Here is a 26,040-nt window from a genome sequence, read left to right on the forward strand (position 1 = left end):
TATGGACAAAACCGCGCCCTTGTGAAAGAGAGCGCGGCGCAAGGAGAGCTCCCATGACCGTCACACGTTTCGCCCCGTCCCCCACGGGATACCTGCACATCGGAAACCTGCGCACGGCGCTGTTCAACTTCCTGATCGCGCGGAAGGCGGGCGGCACCTTCATCCTGCGGCTCGACGACACCGATCCCGAGCGCTCGAAGGAGGAATACGTCGACGGGATCAAGCAGGATCTCGAGTGGCTGGGCCTGACCTGGGACCGGGTCGAGCGGCAGTCGCAGCGGCTGGACCGCTATGCCGAGGCCGCAGACAAGCTGCGCGAGATCGGGCGCTTCTACGAGGCGTTCGAGACGCCGGGCGAACTGGACCTCAAGCGCAAGAAGCAGCTCAACATGGGTCGCCCGCCGGTCTATGACCGCGCCGCGCTGAACTTGTCGGACGCCGATAAGGATAAGCTGCGCGCCGAGCGGGGGCAGGGCCACTGGCGCTTCAAGCTCGAACACGAGCGGATCGAGTGGGAGGACGGCATCCTCGGCCCCGTGTCGATCGACGCGGCGAGCGTGTCGGACCCGGTGCTGATCCGCGGTGACGGGCAGGTGCTCTATACGCTCGCCTCGGTGGTGGACGACACCGAGATGGGCGTGACCGACGTGGTTCGCGGGTCGGATCACGTGACCAACACCGCGACCCAGATCCAGATCATCGAGGCGCTGGGCGGGAGCGTGCCGCGCTTCGCCCACCATTCGCTGCTGACAGGCCCGCAGGGCGAGGCGTTGTCGAAACGTCTGGGCACCCTGTCGCTGCGCGACCTGCGCGAGGCTGGGATCGAGCCGATGGCGCTGCTGAGCCTGATGGCGCGGTTGGGCTCGGCCGACCCGGTGGAGCTGCGGTCTTCGGTCGACGAACTGGTCGAGGGCTTCGACATCACCCGCTTCGGTGCCGCGCCGACGAAGTTCGACTCGGAGGACCTCAAGCCGCTGACCGCCCGCAGCCTCGCCGCGCTGCCCTACGAGATCGTGGCGGACGAGCTGCGCGAAATCGGCGTGCCGGACGAGATCGCGCCCCGCTTCTGGGACGTCGTGCGCGAGAACATCGACACGCGGAAGGACATCGCCCAGTGGTGGACCGTGTTCCGGGACGGCGCGCAGCCCGAGGTCGACGACGAAGATCGGGAGTTCGTGCAGGAGGCGTTCGGGATGCTTCCGCCGCACCCCTATGACGGCAGCACGTGGGGCGCGTGGACGGCGATTGTGAAGGATCGCACCGGGCGCAAGGGCAAGCAATTGTTCATGCCGCTGCGCAAGGCGATCACCGGCCGCGCCCGCGGGCCGGAGATGGCCGAGGTCATGTCGCTTCTTCAGCAGCCCCCGCGGCTCTGACGGCGTTGCGCCGGCCCGGCGGCCGGCGCGGGTCTCACGCGAAACCCGAACGTTCTGGCAGGCCCATGCGCTTGAGCAGCCGGACCACCGGGCAGAACCCGGTGAAGGACGCCTGCACCAGGTGCGCGCCCATCAGCGCCGTTATCCAGAGAAAGCCGGGCGCGACGAACACGCCGAGCAGCAGGCTGCCCAGGATGACGACGCCGACGACCAGAAGAATTGTGCGTTCCAGACTCATTGAAAATCCCCTGCGATCGAAAAGTGACGTAGGGGCAGGGTAATCCACCGCGCGCGACCTGCAAAGACGGCGCGCGCGTGTTGAAAAGGCGCGAGGGCGCGACGCCCTGGCTCTGCCTCGTCCGAAGGCAGACGCGGGCCTGCGCAGGCACGCCTACCCGTGCGCGACGGCCTTCACCTCGCCCAGCCAGTAATCGACCAGCTCGCGCTCGGGCGCGGACAGGGTCTGGTGGCGCGGATAGATCGGCTCGGCCCGGTCGTTCAGGATCGGCGCGTCCCAGCCGCCGGTGGTGCGGAAGAACCGCTCGACCCCGTCCTCGCCGAACTCGGTCAGGTAGCCCTGCACGACCACGTCGAGATAGCTCAGAAGGATCGGGTGCGCGGCATCGGGCTTTTCGTGCTTACCCTCGGGGATGGTGTAGACGACCGCCTCGACCGGGTCGGGGACGGGGTGGCGCAGGCCGTGGGCGGGCACGCGGTCATAGGCGTGTTCGCGTTCGTCCAGCGCGGCCCAGTCGGCGCCGGGAACCGGGGCCATCAGGCCGTCGATCTCGCCGTTGCCATCGGGGATGGCGGTCAGGAAGGCCACCGGGCGCAGCGCCGTGTGCCGCCAGATGCGCCGCCAGCCGGGCAGGGTGGCGCGGTAGGCCGAGGTGTAAAGATGCGTCGCGCGGTTCACGAGCGAGCCGTAGCCGAAGAAATACGGATCCTGCATGGGGGCGAGAGGTGCCGTGACGCGCGCCGGAAGGCAAGCCCTTGCCCGCGCGCGCGGAACCGGCTACCGCTAGGGGCATCCGCGAGGGGAGAATCCGGGGCGACCCGGTGCCGAAGGAGCAACCGCCCCGGTAAACTCTCAGGCCAAAGGACCCGCGCGAATCAAAACTCTGGAGAGAGGCGCGTCATGCGTCCGCCGAAGGGATAGCGATCTCAGGCGAAAGGACAGAGGGGGCATCGAAGCAGGGCGCAATCGCCCGTGCCGGTGCCCGTGGCTTGGTGTCGGCTTGAGTCGGAGGAACGATGGCCGAACTGAACCGCACCGTGCTTTACGACCTGCACGTCTCGCTCAAGGCGAAGATGGTCCCGTTCGCGGGCTACGAGATGCCCGTGCAATATTCCCTCGGCGTGATGAAGGAGCACCTGCACACCCGCTCCGCCGCCGGGTTGTTCGACGTCAGTCACATGGGGCAGGTGATCCTGCGCCCGAAATCCGGCGACGTGGCCGATGCGCAGCGCGCGCTCGAACGGCTGGTGCCGGTCAGCGTGCTGGGGCTGAAGGAAGGCCGCCAGCGCTATGCCCTGTTCACGAACGAGAAGGGCGGCATCCTCGACGACCTGATGGTGGCGCATTACGGCGACCACCTTATGCTGGTCGTCAACGCCGCCACCAAGCACGACGACATCACCCACCTGACCACGCACCTGTCCGAGCTGTGCTCGGTCGAGCCGGTGAACGACCGCGCGCTCGTGGCGCTTCAGGGCCCGGCGGCCGAGGCGGCGCTGGCGCGCCTGGTGCCGGGCGTAGCGGAGATGCGCTTCATGGACGTGGCGAAGTTCGACCACGAGGGCGCGGAGCTCTGGGTCTCGCGCTCGGGCTATACCGGCGAGGACGGGTTCGAGATCTCGGTCCCCAACGACGCCGCGCAGGGCTTCGCCGAGGCGCTGATCGAGATGGAGGAGGTCGCGCCGATCGGCCTTGGGGCGCGCGACTCGCTGCGGCTGGAGGCTGGGCTGTGCCTGTACGGGTCCGACATCGACACGACGACCACCCCGGTCGAGGCGGCGCTGGAATGGGCGATCCAGAAGGTCCGCCGCACAGGAGGCGCGCGCGCGGGCGGTTTTCCGGGCGACACGCGCATCCTGAACGACCTGGCCGAGGGTACGGCGCGCCGCCGCGTCGGGCTTCTGCCCGAAGGACGGGCGCCGATGCGGGCGGGCACGCTGCTGTTCGACGCCGAGGACGCCTCCGAACCCGTGGGAGAGGTGACATCCGGCGCATTCGGTCCCAGCCTCGAGAGGCCGGTGTCGATGGGCTATGTCCCCACGCCGCTCTCCGACGCCGGCACGAAACTCTGGGGCGAAGTGCGTGGCAAGCGGCTGCCCGTGGCGGTTGCCGACATGCCCTTCCGCCCCGCAACCTACAAACGCTGAAAACAGGGATCATCAGCATGAAATATACCGAAGAACACGAATGGCTGCGGCTTGAGGGCGACACCGTCGTCGTCGGCATCACCGAACACGCCGCCGAGCAGCTGGGCGACCTTGTCTTCGTGGAACTGCCCGACGTGGGCACCACCGTGGCCAAGGACGACGAGGTGGTGGTCATCGAGTCGGTCAAGGCCGCCTCGGACATCCTCGCCCCCATCGACGGCGAGATCGTCGAGGTGAACGAGGCGCTGCCCGAGAACCCGCAGCTCGTCAACGAGGACCCGACCGGCGACGGCTGGTTCTTCAAGCTCAAGATCGAGGACAAGAGCGTACTCGACGAGTTCATGGACGAAGAAGCGTACAACGCCTTCATCGAGTGAGGATGCGATGAGTTTCACCCCCACCGACTACCTCCCCTACGACTTCGCCAACCGCCGCCACATCGGCCCGTCTCCCTCCGAGATGAGCGAGATGCTGGAGGTGCTGGGGGTGTCCTCTCTCGACGAGCTGATCGAGCAGACGGTGCCGTCCTCAATCCGGCAGGCCGAGCCGCTGAACTTCGGCAAGCCGAAGTCCGAGCGCGAGCTTCTGTGGTTCATGGCCCAGGTCGCCAAGAAGAACCGCGTCTTCGACTCGATGATCGGGCAGGGCTATTACGGCACGGTCACGCCCCCGGCAATCCAGCGGAATATCCTGGAGAACCCGGCCTGGTACACCGCCTATACGCCGTATCAGCCCGAGATCAGCCAGGGCCGGCTCGAGGCGCTGCTGAACTATCAGACGATGGTGTCGGACCTTACCGGGCTCGACATCGCCAACGCCTCGCTGCTGGACGAGGCGACGGCGGCGGCCGAGGCGATGACCATGGCGCAGCGGGTGGCGAAGTCGAAGGCCACGGCGTTCTTCGTGGACGAGAACTGCCATCCGCAGAACATCGCCGTCATGCAGACCCGCGCCGCGCCGCTGGGGATCGAGGTGATCGTGGGCGCGCCCGAGGATCTGGACGCGTCCAAGGTTTTCGCCGCGATCTTCCAGTATCCCGGCACCAACGGCCACGTCACCGACTTCACCGATCAGATCGCCGCGCTGCACGAGCACAAGGCGCTGGGCATCGTCATCGCCGATCCGCTGGCGCTGACGCTGCTGAAGGAACCGGGCGCCATGGGCGCGGACATCGCCGTCGGCTCGACCCAGCGCTTCGGCGTGCCGATGGGCTATGGCGGGCCGCATGCCGCCTACATGGCCTGCCGCGACGCCTACAAGCGCGCGATGCCCGGGCGGCTGGTCGGCGTGTCCATCGACGCGCGGGGGAACAAGGCCTATCGCCTCGCCCTCCAGACGCGCGAGCAGCACATCCGGCGCGAGAAGGCGACTTCGAACGTCTGCACGGCGCAGGCGCTGCTGGCGGTGATGGCCTCGTTCTATGCCGTGTTCCACGGGCCCGAGGGCCTGCGCGCCATCGCGCAGCGCATCCACCGCAAGACCGTTCGCCTGGCCCGCGGGCTGGAAGAAGCCGGGTACGGCGTCGAGCCGGAAACCTACTTCGACACCATCACCGTCGAGTGCGGCGCCATGCGCGAGGTCATCTTCCGCGAGGCCGCGCGCCAACAGATCAACCTGCGCCGCGTGGGCGACACGAAGCTGGGCATCAGCGTGGACGAGACGACGCGCCCCGAGACGGTCGAGCGGCTGTGGGCGGCCTTCGGCATCGTGGACCGCAAGGCGGGGCTCGAGGAGGAATACATCTTCCCCGACGCGCTGCTGCGGCGCTCGACGTATCTCGAGCACCCGGTGTTCCACATGAATCGCGCCGAGACCGAGATGATGCGCTACATGCGCCGTCTCGCCGACCGCGACCTGGCGCTCGACCGGGCGATGATCCCGCTGGGGTCGTGCACCATGAAGCTGAACGCCGCGGTCGAGATGATGCCGATCACCTGGCCCGAATTCTCCGGCATCCACCCCTTCGCCCCGGCCGACCAGACCGAGGGCTACGCCGAGATGCTGGAGGACCTCAGCAAACGGCTGTGCGAGATCACCGGCTACGACGCGATGTCGATGCAGCCGAACTCGGGTGCGCAGGGGGAATATGCGGGCCTGCTGACCATCATGGCCTACCACCAGGCGCGCGGAGAGGGGCACCGCAAGGTGTGCCTGATCCCGATGTCGGCGCACGGAACCAACCCGGCCTCGGCCCATATGTGCGGAATGAAGGTCGTGGTGGTGAAGTCGGCCGAGAACGGCGACATCGACCTCGACGACTTCCGCGCCAAGGCCGAGGCGGCGGGCGACGACCTGGCCGCCTGCATGATCACCTATCCCTCGACCCACGGCGTGTTCGAGGAAACGGTGCGCGAAGTGTGCGACATCACTCACCAGCACGGCGGGCAGGTGTACCTCGACGGGGCGAACCTGAACGCGATGGTGGGGCTCGCCAAGCCGGGCGAGATCGGGTCGGACGTGAGCCACCTGAACCTGCACAAGACCTTCTGCATCCCGCACGGCGGCGGCGGCCCCGGCATGGGCCCCATCGGCGTCAAGGCGCACCTCGCCCCGTTCCTGCCGGGCCACCCGGACACCGGCGGCCGCGAGGGGCCGGTGTCGGGGGCGCCGTTCGGCTCGGCCTCGATCCTGCCGATCAGCTGGGCCTACATCCTGCTGATGGGTGGCGAGGGGCTGACGCAGGCCACCAAGGTCGCGATCCTGAACGCGAACTACATCGCCGCGCGGCTCGACGGGGCGTTCGACGTGCTGTTCAAGGGGCGCAACGGGCGCATCGCGCACGAGTGCATCCTGGACACGCGGCCGTTCGACAAGTCGGCCAAGGTCACGGTGGACGACATCGCCAAGCGGCTTGTCGACAACGGCTTCCACGCCCCGACGATGAGCTGGCCGGTCTCGGGCACGCTGATGGTCGAGCCCACGGAATCCGAGACCAAGGCCGAGCTCGACCGCTTCTGCGAGGCCATGCTGTCGATCCGCGAGGAGATCCGCGCCATCGAGGACGGCAAGATCGACGGCGAGAACAACCCGCTCAAGCGCGCGCCGCACACGGTCGAGGATCTGGTGGGTGACTGGGACCGCCCCTACACCCGCGAACAGGGCTGCTTCCCCGCGGGCGCGTTCCGGGTCGACAAGTACTGGCCGCCGGTCAATCGCGTGGACAACGTCTTCGGGGACCGCAACCTCGTTTGCACCTGCCCGCCCTTGGAAGCCTACGCCGAGGCGGCGGAGTAGTCGGGGGCGGAGAAACGTCCGCCCCGGTCACGATCCGGTAACTCCTGTCCCTTAGAGGGGCACGGAGTTACCGGAGGTGCACGACCATGGGCTACGCTCTCGGCTGCGGAAATTGCCTCGACGGGGCACGGCTCCCGTTCGAGGACGAGATCACGATGGCGTTCCAGCCGATCTTCGACCTGTCCACCGGCGGCGTCTTCGCGCAGGAGGCGCTGCTGCGCGGCCGCGACGGGCGCGGCGCGGGCGAGGTCATGGCCGAGGTCGACGAGGGCGCGATCTATCGCTTCGACCAGACCTGCCGGACCACGGCAATCCGCCTGGCCGCGACCCTTGGGCTGTCCGACGCGCTGTCGATCAACTTCCTGCCCAATGCCGTCTACGAGCCGCGCGCCTGCATGCAGTTGACGCTGATGGTGGCCGACGCGCTGGATTTCCCGGTCGAGCGGATCATCTTCGAGTTCAGCGAGGTCGAGCGCGTGGCCGACAAGGCGCACCTGCAGAACATTGTCCGCGCCTATCGCGACTTCGGCTTCCGCACGGCGATCGATGATTTCGGCTCGGGCTATTCCGGCCTGTCGCTGATCGCCGACGTGGTGCCCGATATCGTCAAGCTCGACCGCGACCTCGTGCGGGGCGTCCACGAAAGCGCGACGCGCCGCACGATCCTGCGGGCGCTGCTGAACATGTGCGACGACCTGGGCATCACCGTGGTCGCCGAGGGCGTGGAAGAGGCCGCCGAACTCGACACGTTGGCCGGCATGGGCGTGCGGCTGGTGCAGGGCTTCCTGACCGCCCGCCCGCAGTTCGAAGCGCTGCAAAACGTTTCGAACCTCGACCTCAGCGGCTATGGCGGCGGGGCCGGTGGGTGTAGCGCAAAACGTGGAAATTTCGTCGCCCGATCCGCTTGACACCCGGCGCCTCATACGCCAAATGAGCGCCTGTCGGGGCCGTAGCTCAGTTGGGAGAGCGCGTCGTTCGCAATGACGAGGTCAGGGGTTCGATTCCCCTCGGCTCCACCAGACATCCCTCACAATCAGAAGTTCCTCGCGGACGTGCCACCGGCCCGACCTGCGACCGTCGCCGTGCGTCGCCCCCGCGCAGGAACGCGTTGCGCCGGGCGGGGTTGTGTCGCCGAAGCACATTTTTGCGGAGGCTGGTATGGCCGAGAACGACAATCCCGAGAAGGTGCCGCCCGGAACGCCCGGCGCGGGTGAGGAGATTTGCCGCAAGTGCGAGGGCACCGGCAAGATCGACGGCGAGACCTGCCCCGAATGCGGCGGCACCGGCAAGATCACGGCGCCCATCGGCGGTGCCTGAGACGCGCCGCCCGGTGCGCGCCACTGGGATGAATGGAAGGAAAAGCGATGCCGGACAAGACGCACCGCAAGCGCGGCATCTGGCTGTTTCTGGCCGTCGCGGCCGTGGTCGTGATCACGGGCGCGACGCTGATGGTCGACAGCTTCGGCGGGATAGGCTCCGAAACCGTTTATGAGCAGGGCTCCGAGTAGGGCTCGGCTCAGACCGTCGCGCGCGCCAGCTCCAGCGCCTCTTTCAGCGCGGCCCGGTTGCCCACGTGGTTGGCGAGGATGAGCACCAGCCGGGCGTTTAGCGCGTGGCTGTCCTCGGTGCTCAGCCCCTCGTGCGCGGACAGGAGGTCGGCGTAGAAGCCGTCGGGGTCGGGCAGGTTGGGCTTGGTGTTCAGGCTCATTTATCGCGTCCCGTGGCTTTGGCCACCGCCGCGCGGACGGCGGTTTCGTCGAAGGAAGTCCAGCGCGCGGCGACGTGCTGGTCGGGGCGAAGAAGGTAGACGCCCGAGGCCGCGTCGCCCAAGTAGCGCTCGCGCAGGGTCTCGTTGCCCGCGGCGCTGACCGCGACGCGCTCGACCTCGATGCCGCCGACGTCCAGCCGGTCCGGCGCGTCCGCATCCACCGTCAGCAACTGGAAGCGTCCGCCCAGCCGGTCGAGCAGCCAGCCTTGGCCCAGCGGCGTGTCGACCGCTGGCGCGCCGACACGGGTGCGGGCGGGCAGCGCGTCGGTGTCGGGGCCGTTCAGCGTCGAGCCGTCATAGGCGCAGGGCACCGAAAGGCGGCCGGAATTGACCAGCGGGCGCGCGAACTCGGCCTTCCCGGCCAGCGCCAGCGCGGCGTCACGGAAGGTGCGGCTGATCTGGGATTTCGGCGTGATGAAGTCGGTCGAGCGGGTGGAGTTCAGGATGTTCTCGTCCGCGCCGTGCACCCGTTCGTCGGAATAGCTGTCGAGCAGGCTGTCGGGCGCCTTGTCCTCCAGCACCAGCGCCAGCTTCCACGCCAGGTTCTCGGCGTCCTGGATGCCGGAATTCGCGCCGCGCGCGCCGAAGGGCGAGACCTGGTGCGCGGCGTCGCCGGCGAACAGCACGCGGCCGTGGCGGAACTTCTCCATCCGCCGGCACTGGAAGGTGTAGATCGACACCCACTCGAGCTCGAACTTCGCGTCCTCGCCCAGCATCTGTTTCAGGCGGGGGATGACGTTCTCGGGCTTCTTCTCTTCTGCCTTGTCGATGTCCCAGCCCAGTTGCAGGTCGATGCGCCACACGCCATCGGGCTGCTTGTGCAGGAGCGCCGATTGGCCCGGGTTGAACGGCGGGTCGAACCAGAACCAGCGCTCGGTCGGGAAGTCGGCGTGCATGATGACGTCGGCGATCAGGAAGTTGTCCTCGAACACCCGGCCCACGAAATCCAGCCCCATCATCGACCGGATGGGCGATCCCGCGCCGTCGCAGGCGATCAGCCATTCGGCCTCGATGTCATAGGTGTCGTCCGGCGTCTCGATCTCGAGCGCGACATAGTCGCCGCAATCGTCGATCTCGGTCACCTTGCAGCCGCCGCGCAGTTCGATCGGCGCGCCCTGCTCCTGCAGCTCGCGCACACGGGCGACCAGGTCGTCCTCGAAGTAGTATTGCTGGAGGTTTATGAAGGCCGGGCGCTTGTGGCCCTGCTCGGGCAGAAGGTTGAACTCGTACACCTTCTCGTCGCCCTTGAAGACCTTTCCCAGGTTCCAGACCACGCCCCGGTCCACCAGCTTCTGGCCGATGCCCAGCCGGTCGGCGATTTCCAGCGTGCGCTTGGAAAAGCAGATCGCGCGCGAGCCGAAGGACACCTTGTCGTTCTCGTCCAGCACCACCACCGGCACGCCCTGCTGCGCCAGGTCGATGGCCACGGCCAGCCCCACGGGCCCGGCGCCGACGACGATCGTCTTGTGGCGGACGGGCGTCTCGGCGTCCTCGTCGGGGTGGTGGGTATAGGGGTAGAGCGGGGTTTCGAAGATCTTGTTCATCGGTCTCCTCCCTTGGGGCGTGTCGCTTCCTCCGGGCGTTCTTTATTGGACGCGACCGGAGGAAGCGGGGAGCCTCAGCCCTGCAGGGCGTTCCAGAGCTCGGCGTCGCGCTCGGCGGTCCAGACGCGCGGCGTGTCGATATCGCGCGCCTCGTCATAGGCGCGGGCGACGTTGAAGGGCAGGCAGTGCTCGTAGATGGCGTAGTCCGAGAACTTCGGGTCGCACTCGGCGCGCACGGCGTCCCAGGCTTCCTTCAGCGTGCCGCCCGACAGCGCCACCTTGGCGGCGGGGCGATAGGTCGAGCGGACGAAATCGGCGGTGGAATCGAGCGCGGCGTTCACCATCTCGCGGCCCACCAGCGCGTCGCCCCGGCCCGGCGCGATGGCGTCGAGGTCGAAGGCGCGGATCGCTTCAAGCGTCTCCGGCCAGTCGCCGAAATGCCCGTCGCCGCAATAGCAGGCGGACTTGTATTCCACGATGTCACCCGTGAACATCACGTTCTGGTCGGGCACGTGGACCACGATGTCGCCCGCGGTGTGGGCGCGGCCCAGGTGCATCAGGTCCACCCGGCGGTTGCCGAGATAGACGGTCATGCGGTCGTTGAAGGTGGTGGTGGGCCAGGTCAGGCCCGGGATCTCCTCGTGGCCCTGGAACAGGCGCGGGAAGCGGGCGAATTCGCTGTCCCAGTCTTCCTGCCCGCGCTCGACGACCATGGCGCGGGCCTTTTCGCCCATGATGATCGTGTCGGCGCCATAGGCCGAGGCGCCCAGAACCCGCACGGCGTGGTAGTGCGTCATGGCGAGGTGGGTGATCGGCTTGTCCGTGACCTCGCGCACTTTCTCGATCACCTTGCGCGCCAGGCGCGGCGTCGCCTGCGCCTCGACGATCATCACGCTGTCGTCGCCGATGATGACGCCGGTATTGGGGTCACCCTCGGCGGTGAAGGCCCACAGGCCGTCGCCGACCTCGGTGAAGCTGACCTGCTTCTCTTCCATGTCGCCTTGCGATGCGAATGCCTTGGCCATGTTTGCTCCTGTTCGTTCGCGATTTGGTTGCGGATGTAACAGTTGCACTTGCAACTTTCAACGGACATTGTTGCGGGTGCAACCATCGCGGTCTATATCCCCGCCATGTCTGATCCGGAATTCGACCTCGGCACGTTCCTGCCGTTTCTGCTTAACCAGGCGGCGGAGGCGACGAGCCGTGCGTTCGAGGAGGTCTATGAATCCGAATACGGCATGACCCGCCCGCAATGGCGCGTGCTTGCCAATCTTGGCACATTCGGCCCGCTGACGGCGACGGAAATCTGCCGCCGCGGCGGGATCGAGAAGACCGCCGTCTCGCGCGCGGTGCAGGCGCTGGAGGGGCGGGGCCTGCTGAAGCGTCAGCGGGTGGCGGGCGACCGGCGGGCCGAGCAGCTTGAGCTGACAAACGAGGGGCGAGCGGCCTTCGCGCGGCTGGGCGAGGCGGCGCGCAAGCACGACCGCGAGCTGCGCAATTACATCGGCACCGCGCGGATGGCCGAGGCCGAGCGCGTGCTGCGCGCTCTGGCGGAGTTCGGCCGGAGCTGAGACCGCCCGCGCCGAACGCTGGTCGAACGACGCTCGAAAGGATAGGATGCGCCACAGCATCGCAAGCAGAGGCGGGGCGCAGCAATGACGCCTGAGACCGCGCCCGAGGTGCCGCACTACGTCCGCGACGTCGTGGACCGGCTGGACGTGCTCGGCGGTCATCCGAACCCGTCGCTGGGCGACGTGGTCGAGGCGTTCGGCCCGGCGTCGTTCCTGCCGCTGCTCTTGGTGCCGGCGCTTCTGGTCGTCTCGCCCCTGTCGGGCATTCCGCTGTTTTCCAGCATCTGCGGCCTGACCATCGCGCTGATCGCCGGTCAGATGCTGGCGCGGCGCGACCATGTCTGGCTGCCGGGTTTCCTGATGCGCCGCCGGGTGAAGGGCGAGCGGCTGCATTGGGCCATGGTGCGGCTGCGCCGGATGGCCGACTGGCTGGACGGGCAGACGCGCGGCCGGCTGGGCCTCCTCGTCTCGCCGCCTTTCGTGATCGTGCCCGAGCTGACCTGCGTGCTGTGCGGGCTGGCGATGCCGTTCCTGGAACTGGTGCCGTTCTCGTCGTCGCTGCTGGGGGCGACGGTGACGCTGATCACCGTCGGGTTCCTGTCGCGCGACGGCCTGTTCGTGCTGGCGGGATACATCCTGCTGGGGCTGGCCGCGTGGGTGCCGGTGCTGGTGGCGGGGCAGTTGGTGGAGTAGGCGGCGCTCAGGTCAGGCCGCCAAGCTCCCGCACCCTGCCCGCGACCTCGGCCCCGTCGGTCAGGCCGGCGGCGGCGGCGATGCCCGCCGCCTCGCCCGTGGCGAAGGCGGTGCCCATGACGCGGGTCGAGCCATAGGCGATCGGGTCCGCGCCGATGACGCGGCCGGCGAGGTAGAGGTTGTCGAGCCCCTTCGCCCTGAGCGCGTCGAGCGGGATCGAGGCGAAGCCGGGCCCGCCGATGGAATGATAGACGGGCTTGCCGGCCGCGCCGTGCAGCTCGACCGGCCAAGCCGCCCGCGCCACGCCGTCTTCGCGCTGGCGTCCGGACAGGATGTCCTCGGCCGTCATTTCGTAGCGGGCCGCCGGGTGCCGCGTTTCGCGGATGCCGATCTGCGGGCCGGTCTGGGCGAGGAAGGCGCGCTCGAACCCCGGCACGCCGCCCTGCAGGATCTCGACATAGTCGTGCGCCATCTTGCGCGCCGTGCGCTCGGCATGGGTGAAGCTGGCCGAGGTCAGGTCGGGCAGGGGCAGGTCGATGACCATCCACCACATCTCGCCCGTGCCGGGCACGCGGGTGTAGATGCCGCCGTCGGTCCGCGCGATGGGGAACGCGCCGGTTTCGTTGTAGCGGGCGATGGCGGTCTTCACCGCCTCGCGGTCGATCTTCAGGTCGGGGTCGATGCCACCCACGCGGATGGGGGCCGAGACCGCCTGGAGCGCGCCCTCGCCGTCGCCCACGCGCATCGGCACGCCCGAGACGAGCGAGAGGTTCGCGTCGCCGGTGGCGTCCACGAAGCCTTCGGCCACCACGCGGCGGCGGCCCTCCATCCCGGCGAGCGTCGCGGCCTCGATCCGGTCGGCGGTGCGGGTGGCGGCGGCGACGCGGGTGTGCAGGAGCACGTCGACGCCGTGCGCCTCGAGCACGCGGTCGAGCGCCAGCTTCAGCCCCTCGGGATTGAGCAGGATGATCCAGTTGCCGGTCGTCTCGGACATGTGCGGCTTGCCGTCCATACCCAGCCGGCGCAGTTCGTCCAGCACCAGTTCGCCCGCGCCGCCCACGGCCTGCGCGGGGGCCTCGCCCTGCTGAAAGAAGCCGCAATAGGCCAGCACCTGCGAGGTCGTCGCGGCCCCGCCGAGGAAGCCGTACTTCTCGACCAGGCACACCTTGGCCCCGGCGCGGGCGGCGCCCAGAGCCGCGCCCACGCCGCCCGCGCCGCCGCCGGCGACGAGGACGTCGTACTCTGCCTCGGTCCTGCGGCTCATGCGCGCCACCCCAGCAGGCGTTTCTCGATCACGCCGATGGTGCCGCTCATCAGCACGCCGAGAAGCGACAGGATCGCGACGCCCGCGAACAGGCGTTCCAGGTCGTAGAGCGACCCGGCCTGAAGGATGTAGGCGCCGATGCCGTATTCCGCGCCCAGCATCTCGGCCGCGACCAGCAGGATGATCGCGATGGCGAGGCTGACGCGCAGGCCCGACAGGATGCCGGGCATCGCGCCGGGCAGAACGATGCGCAGGACGATGGTGGACCACGACAGGCTGAAGCTTTGCCCCATGCGGATCAGCGTGCGGTCGACGTTGTCCACCGCGCCGTAGGTGGCGACCACGGTCGGGGTGAAGGTCCCGAAGGCGATGAGTGCGTATTTCGACGCCTCGTCGATGCCGAACCAGATCACGAAGAGCGGCAAAAGCGCGATCTTGGGGATCGGGAACAGCGCGGCGACCAGCGGGACGAGCCCGGCGCGGACGACCGAGAAGAGGCCGATCATCACGCCCACGGCGATGCCGACGAAGGCGCCGATGGCCCCCCCGACCAGCAGCCGGGTGAGGGAGGGGACGAGGTGCGTCCACAGCATGCCGCTGCGCGCGAGGTCGACGAGCGTGGCGAACACGTCCGAGGGGCGCGGCATCGTGAGGTTCGAGATGAAGCCCGCCCGCGTGCCCCATTCCAGGAACGCGATCAGCACCACGAAGACCAGCGCGCCCACCCAGCGGGGCGAACTGGGGCGGAAGCCGCCGCCGCGGAAGCGGACGGGGCGGGCCTCGGCCTCGGCGGCGGGGGGGAAGGTGGCGTCAGTCATGGACCAGTTCCTTGTCGGCGGCCTCGGCCTCGGCCCGCATCAGGTGCCACAGGTGCTTCTGCTTGGCGTCGAGCTCGGGGTTCGCCAGGTCGCGGTCCGCCAGCGGCATGTCGATCTCGACGATCTCGTTGACCGCGCCGGGACGGCGCGACAGTACGACGATCCGGTGGCCCAGCCGCACGGCCTCGGCCAGGTTGTGCGTGACGTAGACGGCGGTGAAGGGCTGGCGCGTCCACAGCGCGATCAGGTCGTCCATCAGCAGTTCGCGCGTCTGGCTGTCGAGCGCCGAGAGCGGTTCGTCCATCAGCAGCACCGCCGGGTTCACGGCGAGGGCTCGGGCGATGGCGACGCGCTGCTTCATGCCGCCGGACAGCTGGCGCGGCCACGCCTTGCGGAACTCGGACAGCTTCGTACGGGCCAGCACGTCGGCGATGATGCTCTCGGCCTTCCTGCCGCGGATGCCGTGGTCGGACAGGATGAGCGAGATGTTCCCCTCGACCGACCGCCAGGGCAGCAGGGCGAAGTCCTGGAAGACATAGGTCAGCGGGTTGATGCTGTCGGCGGGCGGCGCGCCGATCTGCACGACCTGCCCCTCGGTCGGACGCTCAAGCCCGCCGATGAAGCGCAGGAGCGTGGACTTGCCGCAGCCCGACGGGCCGACGATGCAGACGATGCGCCCCGCCGGAATGTCGAGCGAGATGTCGCGCAGGACCTCCACATCGTCATAGCGATGGGAGATCGACTCGAGCCTGAGGTCCATGGGAATCCTTGGTGTCGGCGGGGCGCGGACGGGCCGCGCCCCGGAGCTTGCGGTCTTAGGAGATGACGTCGACGTAGCTTTCGTCCACGAGCGTGTCATATGCCACGTCGCCGCCGACCAGCCCCTCGGACTTGAACCAGTCGAGCTGGTCCTGCACCGAGGCGCGGTTGAGGGCCGCGTTCGCGTTTATGCGCATCGCGCCGTTGACGATGGACGGGCGCGCCTCTTCGACCGAGCGGTCGGGATAGACGTAGCCGGCGATCAGTTCGATGATCGCGTCGCGCTCGGCCTCGTCGGCGGTGTTGTCCACGAGCGCGGCGTTGAAGTCCGCCGCCCCGCGCGAAAACGCCTCGAGGAAGGCCGCCGTCTGCTCGCGCTTGTTCGCCGCGTTGTCGGCCGAGGTGAAGACGGTCGTGACCTGGTAGTTCGGCAGGTAGTCCGAGACGTCGCCGATGATCTTGACCGCCCCCGCATTCGCCAGCGGCTTGGCGATGTGGGGCACGATGGACCAGGCGTCGATCTGGCCGGTCTTGATCGCGCCGATGACGGCGGGAACCTTCTGGAGCGGCTTGAACGAGACCTCGGCGCCTTCGGCCTGGGCGATCTTCGAGCCCATGTAGTGGAAGGAGGAACCCGCCTGCGTGATGCCGTAGGTCTTGCCGTCGAGCTTCGAGGGGTCGGTCAGCCCGGCCTCGTAGGCGTCGTTCGAGGCGAGGATCTTCTGCCCGTCGATGCCCGGCTCTTCCGACAGGCCGCCGCCGATGACCTTGGCCGCGCCCTTCTGGGCCAGCGAGATCAGGCCGCCGGTGACCGCGGTCACGCCGTAATCCGCGTCGCCCGAGGCAATGGCGATAGCCATGGGCTGGGCCGCCTGAAAGAACTCGAAGTTCACGTCGAGGCCGGCATCGGCGAAGTACCCGCGCTCGGCCGCGATGAAGGACGGCGCGTGGCTGGTGAAGCGCAGCGCGCCCACGTTGATCGGGGTCTGGGCCCGGGCGGTGCGGGCGATGAACGGCGTTGCGGCCGTTGCGCCCATCAGCGCCATGGCGCCGCGTCTGGTGAAGGTGCTCATCGGTGTCCTCCCTTTCTGAGCATTGGCCCCGGTGGGGGCGGTTCAGCGAACTCCGGCGCGCGCCAGATCGCTTTCGATGTCGGCGACGAGGTGGTCGGTCGCCGCATGTTGGTCGTGGTCGAGGATCGCCGTCAGCAGCGCCTTCTGCCGATGCGCCACCGCGCGGGGGTCACACAGCCCCTCGCGCAGGTTGGCGAGGCGAAAGCGGCGCGACTGGTCGTAGAGCCGGGCGGTGACGGCAATCAGCCGGGGCGAGCCGCAGGCCTCCATCAGCGCGGCGTGGAAGGCGCGGCCGGCCTCGTCCCAGGCCAGCGCCGACACCTCGGGCTCGGCCAGTACCTGCTCGGTGGCGCGGTCGGCGGCGTGTCCGGCGGCCATAAGCCGGCCTTCCCACGCGACGTCGCCGCGCTCCATCGACCAGCGCAGGCCGATCGGGTCGAGCTCGGCGCGCATGCGGATGATGTCGCGCAGGTCCTCCTCGGTCGCCGAGGAGACGCGGAAGCCGCGCTGCGCGTTCGCCTCGACCAGCCCCTCGGCCGTCAGCTGCGTCAGCGCCTCGCGCACCGAGTGGTTCGAGCCGCCGTAGCGGCGGCGCAGCTCCTCGATCTTCAGCTTGGCGTCGGGAGGCAGGTCGCCGAACGAGATGTCGCGCCGCACGGCGCCCGCGATGAGCGCCACGATCGAGCGGTCGTCTTGTCCCTTGCGCGAAAACATGGCGCTGCGTGACCCCATTGCCAAAACGTTACACATTTTGTGAAATGCGCAACGAAACAAGTCAAGGGACGTATACGCATGATATCAGGCCGGACAACGCAGGTCGTGGTGCCGATGATCGGCGATCCGGTGGCGCAGGCGGCCACGCCGCCGCTGTGGAATGCGCATTTCCAGGGGCAGGGGATCGACGCGGTCTGCGTGCCGGTGCACCTGCCGGCGGCGGGGCTGGTGTCGTTCGTCGAATGGGTGCGGCATGCCCGGAACGTGCCCGGTTTCCTGACTACCGTGCCGCACAAGGCGGCGCTGCCCGGGCTGTGCGATCATCTGGACGACGAGGTGCACGTGCTGGGCGTGGCGAACACGGTGGCGAAACGGCCCGACGGCACGCTCGCCTGTGCGATGTTCGACGGGCGGGGCATGGTGGCGGCGCTGAAGGCGGCGGGCTGCGATCTGGCCGCGGCCTCGGTCGCGATTTGCGGTGCGGGGGCGGCGGGCGCCTCGATCGCCGTACAGGCGGCCCGCCAAGGGGCGCGGCGGCTTCGGCTGTTCGACCTGCACGCGCCGGCGGCGGTGCGGCTGGCCGAGCGGCTGGGGTACCTGGGCGTCGAGATCGAGCTGGGCCGCGCTCAGCCGGGCGACGTGCTGGTCAACGCCGCGCCTGCCGGCAGCGCCTCGCCATTCCCCGAAGAGATCGTCGCGACCGCCCCCGCCGTGGCCGATTGCGTGACCGAGCCGGAGGAGACGCCCTTGCTGCACCTCGCCCGTGCCCACGGCTGCATCGCCGTGCCCGGGCGCGAGATGGCGGCGCACCAGGCGGCGCTGATGCGGGCGTTCCTGGGGCTGGAGTGACGTCAGTCCTTTCGCGGCAGCGTGTCTGCCTTGACCGCGCCGCGTTCGCCGCGGGGCCGGGGCTTGCCGGTGGTGCTGTCGCGGGCGGTCTGATGCTCCATCTCGGAGTTCAACTCGGCTCCCAGAAGCACGATGAACGACGACAGCCAGAACCACATCAGCAGGATGATCACCCCGCCGAGCGCGCCGTAGGTCGCGTTGTAGCTGCCGAAGTTGCGCACATAGACTGAAAACAGGATCGAGCCCGCGACCCACAGGATCGTGGCGATCACCGCGCCGGGCGTGACCCAGCGCCATTTCGGATCTGCGCGCGAGGGGCCATAGCGGTAAAGGACGGCGAGCCCGAGGATGGCGAACACCCCCAGAAGCGGCCAGCGCAGCCAGTTCACCGCCGTCTGCACGCCCGAGGAGAGGCCCATCGACCCCAGCAGGGCCGGGGCCGCGACGGTGACCGCCAGCGCCACGGCGAAGCCCAGGATCAGGCCCAGCGTCAACACCAGCGCCACGACGTTGAGCTTGATGAGGTTGCGCTTCTCGTCCTCGTCGTACGCGATGTTCATCCCCTCCATCAGCGACTTGGTGCCCTTCGACGCGCTATAGAGGGTCAGCAGGAGCCCCACGACGGCCGCGAGCCCCGCGGCGCCCTGGCCCGAGGCGACCTTGGCCGCCTGATCCTGAAGGATGCTTGCCGCGTCTTCGGGCAGCACGCCGGACAGCTGGGCGACCTGCTGCTCGACCGTGGCGGGGTCGAGGATCATGCCCGCGATCGACACGAGCGCGGCGATGCCGGGGAAGATGGCGAGCAGGCCGAAGAACGCGACGCCCGCCGACACGATCAAGACGTGGTCGGCGGTCACTTCGCTCATGGTGCGCTTCAGGATCTCGCGCCAGCCCGGCTTGGGAATGTCGCGGGGCCGCTCGGCGTGGCGGCCCCGGTCGGTGGCCTCGGTCATCTCGGTCCTCCTTTGGCGGAAGAACCGGGAGGACGCGGCGCGGGTTCCGTCAGATGCTTACTGCGCCCATTCCCAGGGGCGGGTGAATTCGCCCAGCGTCTTCTCGACCGCCTTCACGTCGACTTCGCCGGTCTTGCGCAGGCGGGCGACCAGGCCGCGCTTCTTGTCTTCGTACACCTCTTCGACCTTCGCGGCGTGGCCCGCCTGTTCCAGCGCGTGGTCGTAGATGCGCGCGATGGCGAGCTTGCGCAGCGCGGGCTTGAAGATCTTGCCTACGGCGGTCTTGGGCAGTTCGGGCAGGATCTCGAGGTGCTTGGGATAGGCCGCGCGCTCGTGAATGTGGTCGCGGGCATAGGCCAGGAGGTCGGCCTCGGTCACCTCGGCGCCCTCGACGAGTTCGACATAGGCGCAGGGCAGTTCGCCCGCGAAGGCGTCGGGCTGGCCGATGGCGCCGACGAAGGCGACGGCGTCGTGGCCGGCCAGCGCCTCTTCGATCTCGGCAGGGTCGATGTTGTGGCCGCCCCGGATGATCAGGTCCTTCGCCCGGCCGGTGATCCACAGGTACCCGTCCTCGTCGATGCGGCCCAGATCGCCGGTGCGCAGGTAGACATCGTGGTGGAACAGGTCGTGGTTCTTGTCCGCCTCGGTATAGGTCGAGCCCTCGAAGACGCCGGGGCTGTCGACGCAGATCTCGCCCACGGTGTCGGCCGGCATCTCTTGCGGGCCCTCGGGCGTGTGCTTGAGGATCTTGACGTGCGTGTACGGAAACGGGATGCCGATCGAGCCGACCTTCTTCGTCCCGCCCGGCGGGTTGATCGAGACGAGGCAGGTCGCCTCGGTCAGGCCGTAGCCCTCGCAGATGGTGACGCCGGCGGCGGACTCGAACCGCTTGTAAAGCTCGAGCGGCAGCGGGGACGAGCCGCAGAACGCCAGCTTGAGCGACGAGATGTCGGCGTCCACCTTGCGCTGCATCAGCGCGGCGATGGCCGTGGGCACCGTAATCATGAAGGTGACGCGGTAGCGTTCGATCAGCTTCCAGAAGTTGTCGAACACGCCTTCGCCGCGATAGCCGGCGGGGGTGGGGAACACGATGTGCGCACCCGAGGCGAGCGAGGCGCCGAGCGCCACGATGGTGGCGAAGACGTGGAACATCGGCAGCGGGCAGATCAGCACGTCTTCCTCGCGAAACAGCAGCGTCGCGCCCAGCCAGCCGTTGTAGACGATGCCGGAATAGCGGTGCTGCGCCACCTTCGGCATGCCGGTCGTCCCGCCGGTGTGGAAGTACGCCGCCACGCGATCGCCGGTGCTGTCGGCGAAGGTCAGGTCGCGCGGCTGCTTGGCGAGTTCGCGGTTGAGGTCGAGCACCCGCGCCTTGTGCTTGATCGGCATCTTCGGCCGGATCATCGGTACGACGAACCTCTTCACGCCGGTGAGGTAGCGGGTCAGGTCGACCTCGATCACCGTCTCAACGTTCGGGGCCAGGGCCACCGCCTGCGCGGCCTTCTGCGCCACATCGCTTTTCGGGAAGCTCTTGAGCGTGACCAGCACCTTCGCGCCGGTTTCGCGCAGGATGCCGGCGATGTGCTCGGGGTCGAGCAGCGGGTTGATCGGGTTCACGATGCCGGCGATCGAGCCACCGATATAGGTCAGCACCGTTTCGTTGCAGTTGGGCAGCAGGAACGCGACCACGTCCTTTTCGCCCACGCCGAGGCTGCGGAACAGGTTCGCCGCCTGCGCCGACTTCGCGCGCAGGTCATTCCAGTTCAGCGTTTCGGCCGGGTCGGTGGGGCCGGAGAACAACTGGAAGGTCAGGGCAGGTCGGGTGCCGTGGGCGTCGGCCGTGCGCGACAGCATCTCCCACATGGTGCGGGGGACGTCGCGCTGTTCCCACGGGATCTCGTTCTGGATCGCGTCGCGGTCCGCGAGGCTGGCGTATGTCATCTTCGAATCCTCCCCGTGGGCCGCCTCGTCCCCGTGCGGCCTTCCCTTGCGCCATTTGGTTTAAGGCAGCGGGGGCGAGGGATCAAAGTGTGACGCTGCGAAACGGAAAAGTCACTCGGCGGCCACGCCCTCGGTGAACTGGAGCCGCGCGAGCCGCGCATAGAGCCCGCCCTCGGCCACGAGGCTGTCATGCGTGCCCTCGGCAACGATGCGCCCGGCCTCGAACACCAGGATACGGTCGGCCTTCTTCACGGTGGCCAGGCGGTGCGCGACGATCAGCGTGGTGCGGCCGCGGCTGAGTTCGTCCACCGCGCTTTGCACCGCACGCTCGCTTTCGGCGTCCAATGCGCTCGTCGCCTCGTCCAGCAGCAGTACCGGCGCGTCGCGCAGGATGGCGCGTGCGATGGCGATGCGCTGTTTCTGCCCGCCCGAGAGCATCACGCCCCGCTCGCCCACATAGGTGTCGTAGCCCTGGGGCAGGGCGGTCAGGAAGTCGTGCGCGGCGGCGGCGCGGGCGGCGGCCTCGACCTGGGCGTCCGTGGCCTCGGGGCGGCCGAAGCGGATGTTTTCGCGCGCGGTGTCGGCGAAGACCACCGGGTCCTGCGGCACCAGCGCCAGCGCCCGGCGGAAGTCCGAGCGCGCCATGTCGCGCAGGTCCATCCCGTCAAGCCGCACGGTGCCCGCGTCGGGATCGTAGAAGCGCAGCAGAAGTTGCAGGATCGTGGTCTTGCCAGCACCGGAGGGACCGACCAGCGCCACCGTCTCGCCCGGCTTCACGTCCAGCGAGACGCCGTTGAGCGCCGCCGTCTCGGGCCGGGCGGGGTAGTGGAACACGACATCCTCGAACGCGATCTCGCCGCGCGCGGGGGCGGGCAGGGGCCGGGGCCGCGCCGGGTCGCGCACCTCGTCCTCGGCGTGCAGAAGCTCGCTCAGCCGCTCGGTCGCGCCGGCGGCGCGCTGAAGCTCGCCCCAGATCTCGCTCAGCGCGCCGACGGCGCCGGCGACCATGACGGCGTAGATGACGAACTGCACCAACTCGCCCACGCTCATTGTCTCGGCCCGCACGTCGCGTGCTCCCATCCACAGCACGCCCACGACACCCGCGAAGACCAGGAAGATGACGATCGCCGTCATCACCGCCCGCGTCCCGATGCGGCGGCGGGCCGAGTCGAAGCTGCGTTCGGTGACGTCCGAGAAGGTACGCTGGCTGAACGGCTCGTGCGTGAAGGCCTGCACCGCCTGCACCGAGGTCAGCGCCTCGGACGCGTTGCCGGACGAGGCGGCGATCCAGTCCTGGTTCTCGCGGCTGAGCTTGCGCAGCCGCCGGCCCAGCACCACGATGGGCACGATCACCAGTGGCACGACCAGCAGAACCATGCCCGTGAGCTTGGGCGAGGTGATGAACAGCAGCACCAGCCCGCCGATCAGGATCAGCACGTTGCGCAGCGCGACCGACACCGACGAGCCGATGACGCTGAGGATCAGCGTCGTGTCAGTGGTGATCCGGCTGAGCACCTCTCCGGTCATGATCTTCTCGTAGAAGCTGGGGCTCATCCCGATGACGCGGTCGAACACCGCCTTGCGAATGTCGGTGACCACCCGCTCGCCCAGCCGCGTGACGAGGTAGTAGCGCAACGCCGTGCCAATCGCGAGGAGCCCCGCCAGGACCAACGCGGCAAGGAAGTAGCTGTCGAGAAGCTGTTCGCCCGACGTCTCGAAGGCATCGACCACCCGCCGCACGGCCAGCGGCAGAGCAAGCGAGACGCAGGCGGTCAGCACCAGGGCCATGAGCGACGCCGCCATCAGCCCGCGATAGGGTGCGAGGAACGGCCACAGGCCACTCAGCGCGCCGACGCGTTTTGACTTCGCCCGGTCTTCGGATGTCTCTTTCGCGGCCATGACGGCTCCTTTCCTGCGGCGCTCGTCTTAAACGGCAGCCGGGAGCCGGGCAAGCGCAGGGCCTGCGACATCTGGGCAAAGGTTCGGAGGCTGGAGCGGGTAGCGGGAATCGAACCCGCACGACCAGCTTGGAAGGCTGGGGCGCTACCATTACACCATACCCGCTCGGGCGCCTCCTAAGTATGCCAAGGCGCGGGGGAGGTCAACACGGCAGCGGCCGTGCAGGGCGCAACCGGCCGGCGGCAGGCTGATGGGCGTTGGCAGGGCGCATGCGGAGATGTTTCGGGGTGTGCCCGTCCCACGCTTCGCCGCGGGCAAGCGTGCCGCCCGCAGCAGGGGGTCAGTGGCCGAGGTGGATCTTTTCGATCAGCCGCGCCAAGGCGTCCGGGCGGTCGACGTGGGCGTTGTGGCCCGCGCCCTCCAGGTTTTCGGCGTCCGGGTCGAAGGCGCGCATCTCCTCCAGCGTCACCATCCTGTCCGCCTCGCCGCGCGCCAGGTGGACGGGGGCGCGGCAGACCTCGAACAACTGCGCCACGGGCGGGCCCACGACGAGGCTCGCGGCCATGTCGGCGGACAGGCGGTAGCGGCCGTTCTCCTCGTGCACCCCGGCGGCGACGCAGGCCGGGACCTCGTCCCCGCGCCCGGCGAGGCCGGTGACTTTCAGGAACCTCTCTTCGGCCGCGGTACGGTCGTCGAACCCGCGGACCTCGGCCTGTGCCATCGCGCGCGCCTTCGCCTCTTCCTCCGCGGTCCATGTCAGCTTGATGCCGAAGCCGGTGACACGCTTCACGTCGACGCCGAACAGCCCGCTGCCAAGTACCAGCCCCACCGCACCGCCCATCGAGTGGCCGACGACGTGCACTTCCTCGCCGGGCGAAAGCAGGTCGGCCACGTCCGCCGCGTGGCCGCCGTAGCTGTAGTTGGTGGCGTGGGGCGAGCGCCCGTGACCGCGCAGGTCGGGGACGATCACCCGGCCCGGCCAGTCAAGGTGCGCGAGCAGCGGCGCGAAGCTCGCCCCGTTGACGCTGAGCCCGTGCAACAGCACCAGCGTCGGGCCGCCTTGGCCGTGTTCCTCGAAATGCAGATCCATGCGTCGCCTCCCTTTCGTTCGCGCCGCACCCTATCAGGGCGAGCGGCGGGGCAAAGACCTCCCTGCGCGGCCCCTTGCATGGTATCGCTTGCGCGGTGCGCGGGACCCGGGATCGCCTTGACTTCGTTGCACCTGCAACGATACGCCGAGGCCAACGCGGCATCGCCGCACCAACGCCGAAGCTGCATGAGGGAGCGACAGCATGACCTTGATCAAGTCCTGGGTGGACAGCGCCAACGACCCGAACGGCCCCTTCCCGGTCAACAACCTGCCCTTCGGCGTCTTCTCGAACGGCGGCGCGCCGCGCTGCTGCACCGCCATCGGCGACAAGGTGCTGGACCTTCACGCGCTCGAACAGGCGGGGCTGCTGCCCGAGAGCGGCTTCGACCAGCCCGCGCTCAACACCTTCATGGAGAAGGGGCCGAAGGCCTGGGCGGACGTGCGTGCGAAACTGACCGACCTGCTGTCGGAGGGCTCGGACAAGGCCGAGGAGGTCACGAAGGCCCTCCACGACCGCGAAAAGGTGACCATGCACCTGCCGTTCAAGGTCGCCGAGTACACCGACTTCTATGCCGGCAAGCAGCACGCGTTCAACGTGGGCACGATGTTCCGCGGGCCCGAGAACGCCCTGCCGCCGAACTGGCTGCACATCCCCATCGGCTATAACGGCCGGGCCTCGACCGTGGTCGTCTCGGGCACCGACGTGCGCCGTCCCGTGGGCCAGACCAAGGCGCCCGACGCCGATGCGCCCGGCTTCGGCCCCTGCAAGCGGCTGGACATCGAGCTCGAGATGGGCGCGGTCGTCGGCCAGCCCTCGCAGATGGGCGAGCCGATCAGTGTGGACCGGGCCGACGAGATGATCTTCGGCTACGTGCTGCTGAACGACTGGTCGGCGCGGGACCTGCAGGCGTGGGAATACCAGCCGCTCGGGCCGTTCCAGGCCAAGGCGTTCGCCACTTCCATCGGCCCGTGGGTCGTCACCAAGGCCGCGCTCGAGCCGTTCCGTGTGTCCACGCCCGAGCGCGAGAAGCCGCTGCTGCCCTACATCCAGGATACCGGCCCGATGCTTTACGACATCGACCTGTCGGTGACGATGGCGCCCGATGGCGGGGAGCCCACGACCATCACGCGCACGAACTACCGCGAGATGTACTATTCTGCGGCGCAGCAGCTGGCGCACCACGCCAGCTCGGGCTGCAAGATGAACGTGGGTGACCTGCTGGGCTCGGGCACGATCTCGGGGCCCGAGAAGGACAGCTTCGGCTCGCTGCTCGAACTGACCTGGGGCGGGAAAGAGCCGGTGACGCTGGACGGCGGGCAGACCCGCAGCTTCATCGAGGACGGCGACACGCTGACGCTGCACGGCCACGCGCAGGGCGAAGGCTATCGCATCGGCTTCGGCGATTGCGCGGGCAAGATCGTCCCTGCGCCGAAGTTCGGCTGAACCCGGGGCGCGAGGGAGGAGGCGAGCGATGAGCGACATCCGCCTGTTCGACTACTGGCGCAGTTCGGCGAGCTACCGGGTGCGCATCGCGCTCAACCTCGCCGGGCTCGACTATGAGACGGTGCCGGTCGACCTGCTCGACCGCGCGCACAAGTCGCCCGAGCACCTAGAGCGGAACCCGCAGGGGCTGGTCCCGGTGCTCGACATCGACGGGCAGCGGCTCACACAGTCGCTGGCGATGGTTGAGTACATCGACGAGACGCGGAAGGCGGGCTTCCTTCCCGCCGATCCGGCCGAAAGGGCGCGGGTGCGGGCGCTGGCCTATGCGGTGGCTGTGGACGTGCACCCGGTCTGCAACCTTGGCGTCGTGGCGCACGTGGCGAACCTCGCACCCGGTGATACGGTGCGCGAGGACTGGATGCGCCACTTCATCGCCCCCGGCCTCGCCGCCTTCGAGAAATTGCTTGCGGGCTTCCCGCCCGCGCGGTTCTGCGCGGGCGATGCGCCGGGGCTGGCCGACATCTGCCTGATCCCGCAGCTTTACAACGCGCACCGCTGGGGCGTGTCGCTGGACGATTTCCCGCGTATCCGAGCGGTCGAGGCCGCCTGCGCCCAGCATCCGGCGTTCGACGCCGCGAAACCCACCAAGCCCGAATGACGTGAGA

Annotated in this window: 26 protein-coding genes, 2 tRNA genes and 1 riboswitch; of the genes, 13 read left to right on the forward strand and 15 right to left on the reverse strand. The window is 68.7% G+C overall.

What is annotated here, in order from left to right:
• Positions 1–53: 53 nt before the first annotated feature.
• On the forward strand, positions 54–1,376 hold the full coding sequence (gene gltX, locus BM162_RS14615) for a glutamate--tRNA ligase (RefSeq protein WP_093423467.1): 1,323 nt from the start codon (positions 54–56) through the stop codon (positions 1,374–1,376).
• A 34-nt stretch (positions 1,377–1,410) separates the two neighbouring features.
• On the opposite strand, the gene BM162_RS14620 is transcribed toward gltX, so the two are convergent.
• Both BM162_RS14620 and BM162_RS14625 read right to left on the reverse strand, forming a co-directional pair.
• Positions 1,411–1,614 (reverse strand): YgaP family membrane protein, encoded by a 204-nt coding sequence (locus BM162_RS14620; protein ID WP_093423470.1) that lies wholly within the window; start codon positions 1,612–1,614, stop codon positions 1,411–1,413.
• Between the two features lie 153 nt (positions 1,615–1,767).
• Positions 1,768–2,328: a gamma-glutamylcyclotransferase gene (locus tag BM162_RS14625; protein ID WP_093423474.1), complete on the reverse strand. Its 561-nt coding sequence runs from the start codon at positions 2,326–2,328 to the stop codon at positions 1,768–1,770.
• A 75-nt stretch (positions 2,329–2,403) separates the two neighbouring features.
• A riboswitch (glycine riboswitch) is annotated at positions 2,404–2,492 on the forward strand.
• Positions 2,493–2,630: 138 nt separating this feature from the next.
• On the opposite strand from BM162_RS14625, the gene gcvT reads away from it, so the two are divergent.
• The 7 genes from gcvT (at position 2,631) to BM162_RS22845 (ending at position 8,503) form a co-directional block, all read left to right on the forward strand.
• Positions 2,631–3,761, forward strand: coding sequence for a glycine cleavage system aminomethyltransferase GcvT (gene gcvT, locus BM162_RS14630; protein ID WP_093423476.1), 1,131 nt, complete (start codon positions 2,631–2,633; stop codon positions 3,759–3,761).
• A gap of 17 nt (positions 3,762–3,778) precedes the next feature.
• Positions 3,779–4,138 carry a glycine cleavage system protein GcvH gene (gcvH, locus tag BM162_RS14635; RefSeq protein ID WP_093423479.1) on the forward strand — a complete coding sequence of 120 codons (360 nt, stop codon included), beginning with the start codon at positions 3,779–3,781 and terminating at the stop codon, positions 4,136–4,138.
• 7 nt (positions 4,139–4,145) lie between these two features.
• On the forward strand, positions 4,146–6,995 hold the full coding sequence (gene gcvP, locus BM162_RS14640; RefSeq protein WP_093423482.1) for an aminomethyl-transferring glycine dehydrogenase: 2,850 nt from the start codon (positions 4,146–4,148) through the stop codon (positions 6,993–6,995).
• A gap of 86 nt (positions 6,996–7,081) precedes the next feature.
• Positions 7,082–7,903: an EAL domain-containing protein gene (locus BM162_RS14645; protein ID WP_093423484.1), complete on the forward strand. Its 822-nt coding sequence runs from the start codon at positions 7,082–7,084 to the stop codon at positions 7,901–7,903.
• A gap of 35 nt (positions 7,904–7,938) precedes the next feature.
• A tRNA-Ala gene (locus BM162_RS14650) sits at positions 7,939–8,014 on the forward strand.
• Between the two features lie 139 nt (positions 8,015–8,153).
• The gene (locus BM162_RS22840; protein ID WP_177215171.1) at positions 8,154–8,312 is read left to right on the forward strand and encodes a hypothetical protein; all 159 of its coding nucleotides are present in this window, start codon (positions 8,154–8,156) and stop codon (positions 8,310–8,312) included.
• Positions 8,313–8,359: 47 nt separating this feature from the next.
• The gene (locus BM162_RS22845) at positions 8,360–8,503 is read left to right on the forward strand and encodes a hypothetical protein (RefSeq protein WP_177215172.1); all 144 of its coding nucleotides are present in this window, start codon (positions 8,360–8,362) and stop codon (positions 8,501–8,503) included.
• An 8-nt stretch (positions 8,504–8,511) separates the two neighbouring features.
• Here the strand turns inward: BM162_RS22845 and BM162_RS14655 are convergent, their stop codons facing one another.
• The 3 genes from BM162_RS14655 to BM162_RS14665 form a co-directional block, all read right to left on the reverse strand.
• A complete protein-coding gene (locus tag BM162_RS14655; protein ID WP_093423487.1) occupies positions 8,512–8,703 on the reverse strand; it encodes a DUF2783 domain-containing protein in 192 nt (63 codons plus the stop codon).
• The gene (locus BM162_RS14660; protein WP_093423489.1) at positions 8,700–10,307 is read right to left on the reverse strand and encodes an FAD-dependent oxidoreductase; all 1,608 of its coding nucleotides are present in this window, start codon (positions 10,305–10,307) and stop codon (positions 8,700–8,702) included. Before BM162_RS14660 ends, BM162_RS14655 begins: the two co-directional genes overlap by 4 nt.
• A gap of 74 nt (positions 10,308–10,381) precedes the next feature.
• Complete coding sequence (locus BM162_RS14665) at positions 10,382–11,332, reverse strand: MBL fold metallo-hydrolase (protein WP_093423492.1); 951 nt, start codon at positions 11,330–11,332, stop codon at positions 10,382–10,384.
• A 48-nt stretch (positions 11,333–11,380) separates the two neighbouring features.
• Here BM162_RS14665 and BM162_RS14670 point away from each other — a divergent pair, with 48 nt between their 5' ends.
• Both BM162_RS14670 and BM162_RS14675 read left to right on the forward strand, forming a co-directional pair.
• Positions 11,381–11,878, forward strand: a complete 498-nt coding sequence (locus BM162_RS14670) for a MarR family winged helix-turn-helix transcriptional regulator (protein ID WP_218153100.1) — start codon at positions 11,381–11,383, stop codon at positions 11,876–11,878.
• 84 nt (positions 11,879–11,962) lie between these two features.
• Positions 11,963–12,571 carry an exopolysaccharide biosynthesis protein gene (locus BM162_RS14675; protein ID WP_093423495.1) on the forward strand — a complete coding sequence of 203 codons (609 nt, stop codon included), beginning with the start codon at positions 11,963–11,965 and terminating at the stop codon, positions 12,569–12,571.
• A 7-nt stretch (positions 12,572–12,578) separates the two neighbouring features.
• Here the strand turns inward: BM162_RS14675 and BM162_RS14680 are convergent, their stop codons facing one another.
• The 5 genes from BM162_RS14680 to BM162_RS14700 are packed head-to-tail and all read right to left on the reverse strand — an operon-like array spanning position 12,579 to position 17,199.
• The gene (locus BM162_RS14680) at positions 12,579–13,835 is read right to left on the reverse strand and encodes an FAD-dependent oxidoreductase (RefSeq protein ID WP_093423605.1); all 1,257 of its coding nucleotides are present in this window, start codon (positions 13,833–13,835) and stop codon (positions 12,579–12,581) included.
• A complete protein-coding gene (locus tag BM162_RS14685; RefSeq protein WP_093423498.1) occupies positions 13,832–14,653 on the reverse strand; it encodes an ABC transporter permease in 822 nt (273 codons plus the stop codon). The genes BM162_RS14680 and BM162_RS14685 overlap by 4 nt, the downstream gene beginning before the upstream one ends.
• Positions 14,646–15,413 carry an ABC transporter ATP-binding protein gene (locus BM162_RS14690; protein WP_093423501.1) on the reverse strand — a complete coding sequence of 256 codons (768 nt, stop codon included), beginning with the start codon at positions 15,411–15,413 and terminating at the stop codon, positions 14,646–14,648. The genes BM162_RS14685 and BM162_RS14690 overlap by 8 nt, the downstream gene beginning before the upstream one ends.
• Positions 15,414–15,468: 55 nt before the next feature.
• A complete protein-coding gene (locus BM162_RS14695) occupies positions 15,469–16,485 on the reverse strand; it encodes an ABC transporter substrate-binding protein (protein WP_093423504.1) in 1,017 nt (338 codons plus the stop codon).
• Positions 16,486–16,527: 42 nt separating this feature from the next.
• The gene (locus BM162_RS14700) at positions 16,528–17,199 is read right to left on the reverse strand and encodes a GntR family transcriptional regulator (protein WP_093423506.1); all 672 of its coding nucleotides are present in this window, start codon (positions 17,197–17,199) and stop codon (positions 16,528–16,530) included.
• 78 nt (positions 17,200–17,277) lie between these two features.
• Here BM162_RS14700 and BM162_RS14705 point away from each other — a divergent pair, with 78 nt between their 5' ends.
• Positions 17,278–18,048 carry a shikimate dehydrogenase family protein gene (locus BM162_RS14705; protein WP_093423509.1) on the forward strand — a complete coding sequence of 257 codons (771 nt, stop codon included), beginning with the start codon at positions 17,278–17,280 and terminating at the stop codon, positions 18,046–18,048.
• Positions 18,049–18,050: 2 nt separating this feature from the next.
• Here BM162_RS14705 and BM162_RS14710 read toward each other — a convergent pair whose 3' ends face one another.
• The 5 genes from BM162_RS14710 to BM162_RS14730 form a co-directional block, all read right to left on the reverse strand.
• Positions 18,051–19,001, reverse strand: a complete 951-nt coding sequence (locus BM162_RS14710; RefSeq protein WP_093423512.1) for a YihY/virulence factor BrkB family protein — start codon at positions 18,999–19,001, stop codon at positions 18,051–18,053.
• A gap of 57 nt (positions 19,002–19,058) precedes the next feature.
• On the reverse strand, positions 19,059–20,942 hold the full coding sequence (locus tag BM162_RS14715; protein ID WP_093423515.1) for an acyl-CoA synthetase: 1,884 nt from the start codon (positions 20,940–20,942) through the stop codon (positions 19,059–19,061).
• Between the two features lie 111 nt (positions 20,943–21,053).
• Complete coding sequence (locus tag BM162_RS14720) at positions 21,054–22,841, reverse strand: ABC transporter transmembrane domain-containing protein (RefSeq protein WP_093423519.1); 1,788 nt, start codon at positions 22,839–22,841, stop codon at positions 21,054–21,056.
• Between the two features lie 91 nt (positions 22,842–22,932).
• Positions 22,933–23,006, reverse strand: a tRNA-Gly gene (locus BM162_RS14725).
• Positions 23,007–23,181: 175 nt separating this feature from the next.
• The gene (locus BM162_RS14730) at positions 23,182–23,931 is read right to left on the reverse strand and encodes an alpha/beta fold hydrolase (protein WP_093423522.1); all 750 of its coding nucleotides are present in this window, start codon (positions 23,929–23,931) and stop codon (positions 23,182–23,184) included.
• A 202-nt stretch (positions 23,932–24,133) separates the two neighbouring features.
• On the opposite strand from BM162_RS14730, the gene fahA reads away from it, so the two are divergent.
• On the forward strand, positions 24,134–25,375 hold the full coding sequence (fahA, locus tag BM162_RS14735) for a fumarylacetoacetase (RefSeq protein ID WP_093423525.1): 1,242 nt from the start codon (positions 24,134–24,136) through the stop codon (positions 25,373–25,375).
• Between the two features lie 28 nt (positions 25,376–25,403).
• Positions 25,404–26,033 (forward strand): maleylacetoacetate isomerase, encoded by a 630-nt coding sequence (maiA, locus tag BM162_RS14740; RefSeq protein ID WP_093423528.1) that lies wholly within the window; start codon positions 25,404–25,406, stop codon positions 26,031–26,033.
• Positions 26,034–26,040: the final 7 nt, after the last annotated feature.

This window comes from Tranquillimonas alkanivorans (assembly GCF_900115595.1).
Lineage (GTDB): Bacteria > Pseudomonadota > Alphaproteobacteria > Rhodobacterales > Rhodobacteraceae > Tranquillimonas > Tranquillimonas alkanivorans.

What these genes read in the sequence shown, in the direction of transcription:
- gltX (WP_093423467.1), top strand. Translation starts at nt 54, where the DNA reads ATGACCGTCACACGTTTCGCCCCGTCCCCCACGGGATACCTGCACATC.
- BM162_RS14620 (WP_093423470.1), bottom strand. Translation starts at nt 1,614, where the DNA reads ATGAGTCTGGAACGCACAATTCTTCTGGTCGTCGGCGTCGTCATCCTG.
- BM162_RS14625 (WP_093423474.1), bottom strand. Translation starts at nt 2,328, where the DNA reads ATGCAGGATCCGTATTTCTTCGGCTACGGCTCGCTCGTGAACCGCGCG.
- gcvT (WP_093423476.1), top strand. Translation starts at nt 2,631, where the DNA reads ATGGCCGAACTGAACCGCACCGTGCTTTACGACCTGCACGTCTCGCTC.
- gcvH (WP_093423479.1), top strand. Translation starts at nt 3,779, where the DNA reads ATGAAATATACCGAAGAACACGAATGGCTGCGGCTTGAGGGCGACACC.
- gcvP (WP_093423482.1), top strand. Translation starts at nt 4,146, where the DNA reads ATGAGTTTCACCCCCACCGACTACCTCCCCTACGACTTCGCCAACCGC.
- BM162_RS14645 (WP_093423484.1), top strand. Translation starts at nt 7,082, where the DNA reads ATGGGCTACGCTCTCGGCTGCGGAAATTGCCTCGACGGGGCACGGCTC.
- BM162_RS22840 (WP_177215171.1), top strand. Translation starts at nt 8,154, where the DNA reads ATGGCCGAGAACGACAATCCCGAGAAGGTGCCGCCCGGAACGCCCGGC.
- BM162_RS22845 (WP_177215172.1), top strand. Translation starts at nt 8,360, where the DNA reads ATGCCGGACAAGACGCACCGCAAGCGCGGCATCTGGCTGTTTCTGGCC.
- BM162_RS14655 (WP_093423487.1), bottom strand. Translation starts at nt 8,703, where the DNA reads ATGAGCCTGAACACCAAGCCCAACCTGCCCGACCCCGACGGCTTCTAC.
- BM162_RS14660 (WP_093423489.1), bottom strand. Translation starts at nt 10,307, where the DNA reads ATGAACAAGATCTTCGAAACCCCGCTCTACCCCTATACCCACCACCCC.
- BM162_RS14665 (WP_093423492.1), bottom strand. Translation starts at nt 11,332, where the DNA reads ATGGCCAAGGCATTCGCATCGCAAGGCGACATGGAAGAGAAGCAGGTC.
- BM162_RS14675 (WP_093423495.1), top strand. Translation starts at nt 11,963, where the DNA reads ATGACGCCTGAGACCGCGCCCGAGGTGCCGCACTACGTCCGCGACGTC.
- BM162_RS14680 (WP_093423605.1), bottom strand. Translation starts at nt 13,835, where the DNA reads ATGAGCCGCAGGACCGAGGCAGAGTACGACGTCCTCGTCGCCGGCGGC.
- BM162_RS14685 (WP_093423498.1), bottom strand. Translation starts at nt 14,653, where the DNA reads ATGACTGACGCCACCTTCCCCCCCGCCGCCGAGGCCGAGGCCCGCCCC.
- BM162_RS14690 (WP_093423501.1), bottom strand. Translation starts at nt 15,413, where the DNA reads ATGGACCTCAGGCTCGAGTCGATCTCCCATCGCTATGACGATGTGGAG.
- BM162_RS14695 (WP_093423504.1), bottom strand. Translation starts at nt 16,485, where the DNA reads ATGAGCACCTTCACCAGACGCGGCGCCATGGCGCTGATGGGCGCAACG.
- BM162_RS14700 (WP_093423506.1), bottom strand. Translation starts at nt 17,199, where the DNA reads ATGTTTTCGCGCAAGGGACAAGACGACCGCTCGATCGTGGCGCTCATC.
- BM162_RS14705 (WP_093423509.1), top strand. Translation starts at nt 17,278, where the DNA reads ATGATATCAGGCCGGACAACGCAGGTCGTGGTGCCGATGATCGGCGAT.
- BM162_RS14710 (WP_093423512.1), bottom strand. Translation starts at nt 19,001, where the DNA reads ATGACCGAGGCCACCGACCGGGGCCGCCACGCCGAGCGGCCCCGCGAC.
- BM162_RS14715 (WP_093423515.1), bottom strand. Translation starts at nt 20,942, where the DNA reads ATGACATACGCCAGCCTCGCGGACCGCGACGCGATCCAGAACGAGATC.
- BM162_RS14720 (WP_093423519.1), bottom strand. Translation starts at nt 22,841, where the DNA reads ATGGCCGCGAAAGAGACATCCGAAGACCGGGCGAAGTCAAAACGCGTC.
- BM162_RS14730 (WP_093423522.1), bottom strand. Translation starts at nt 23,931, where the DNA reads ATGGATCTGCATTTCGAGGAACACGGCCAAGGCGGCCCGACGCTGGTG.
- fahA (WP_093423525.1), top strand. Translation starts at nt 24,134, where the DNA reads ATGACCTTGATCAAGTCCTGGGTGGACAGCGCCAACGACCCGAACGGC.
- maiA (WP_093423528.1), top strand. Translation starts at nt 25,404, where the DNA reads ATGAGCGACATCCGCCTGTTCGACTACTGGCGCAGTTCGGCGAGCTAC.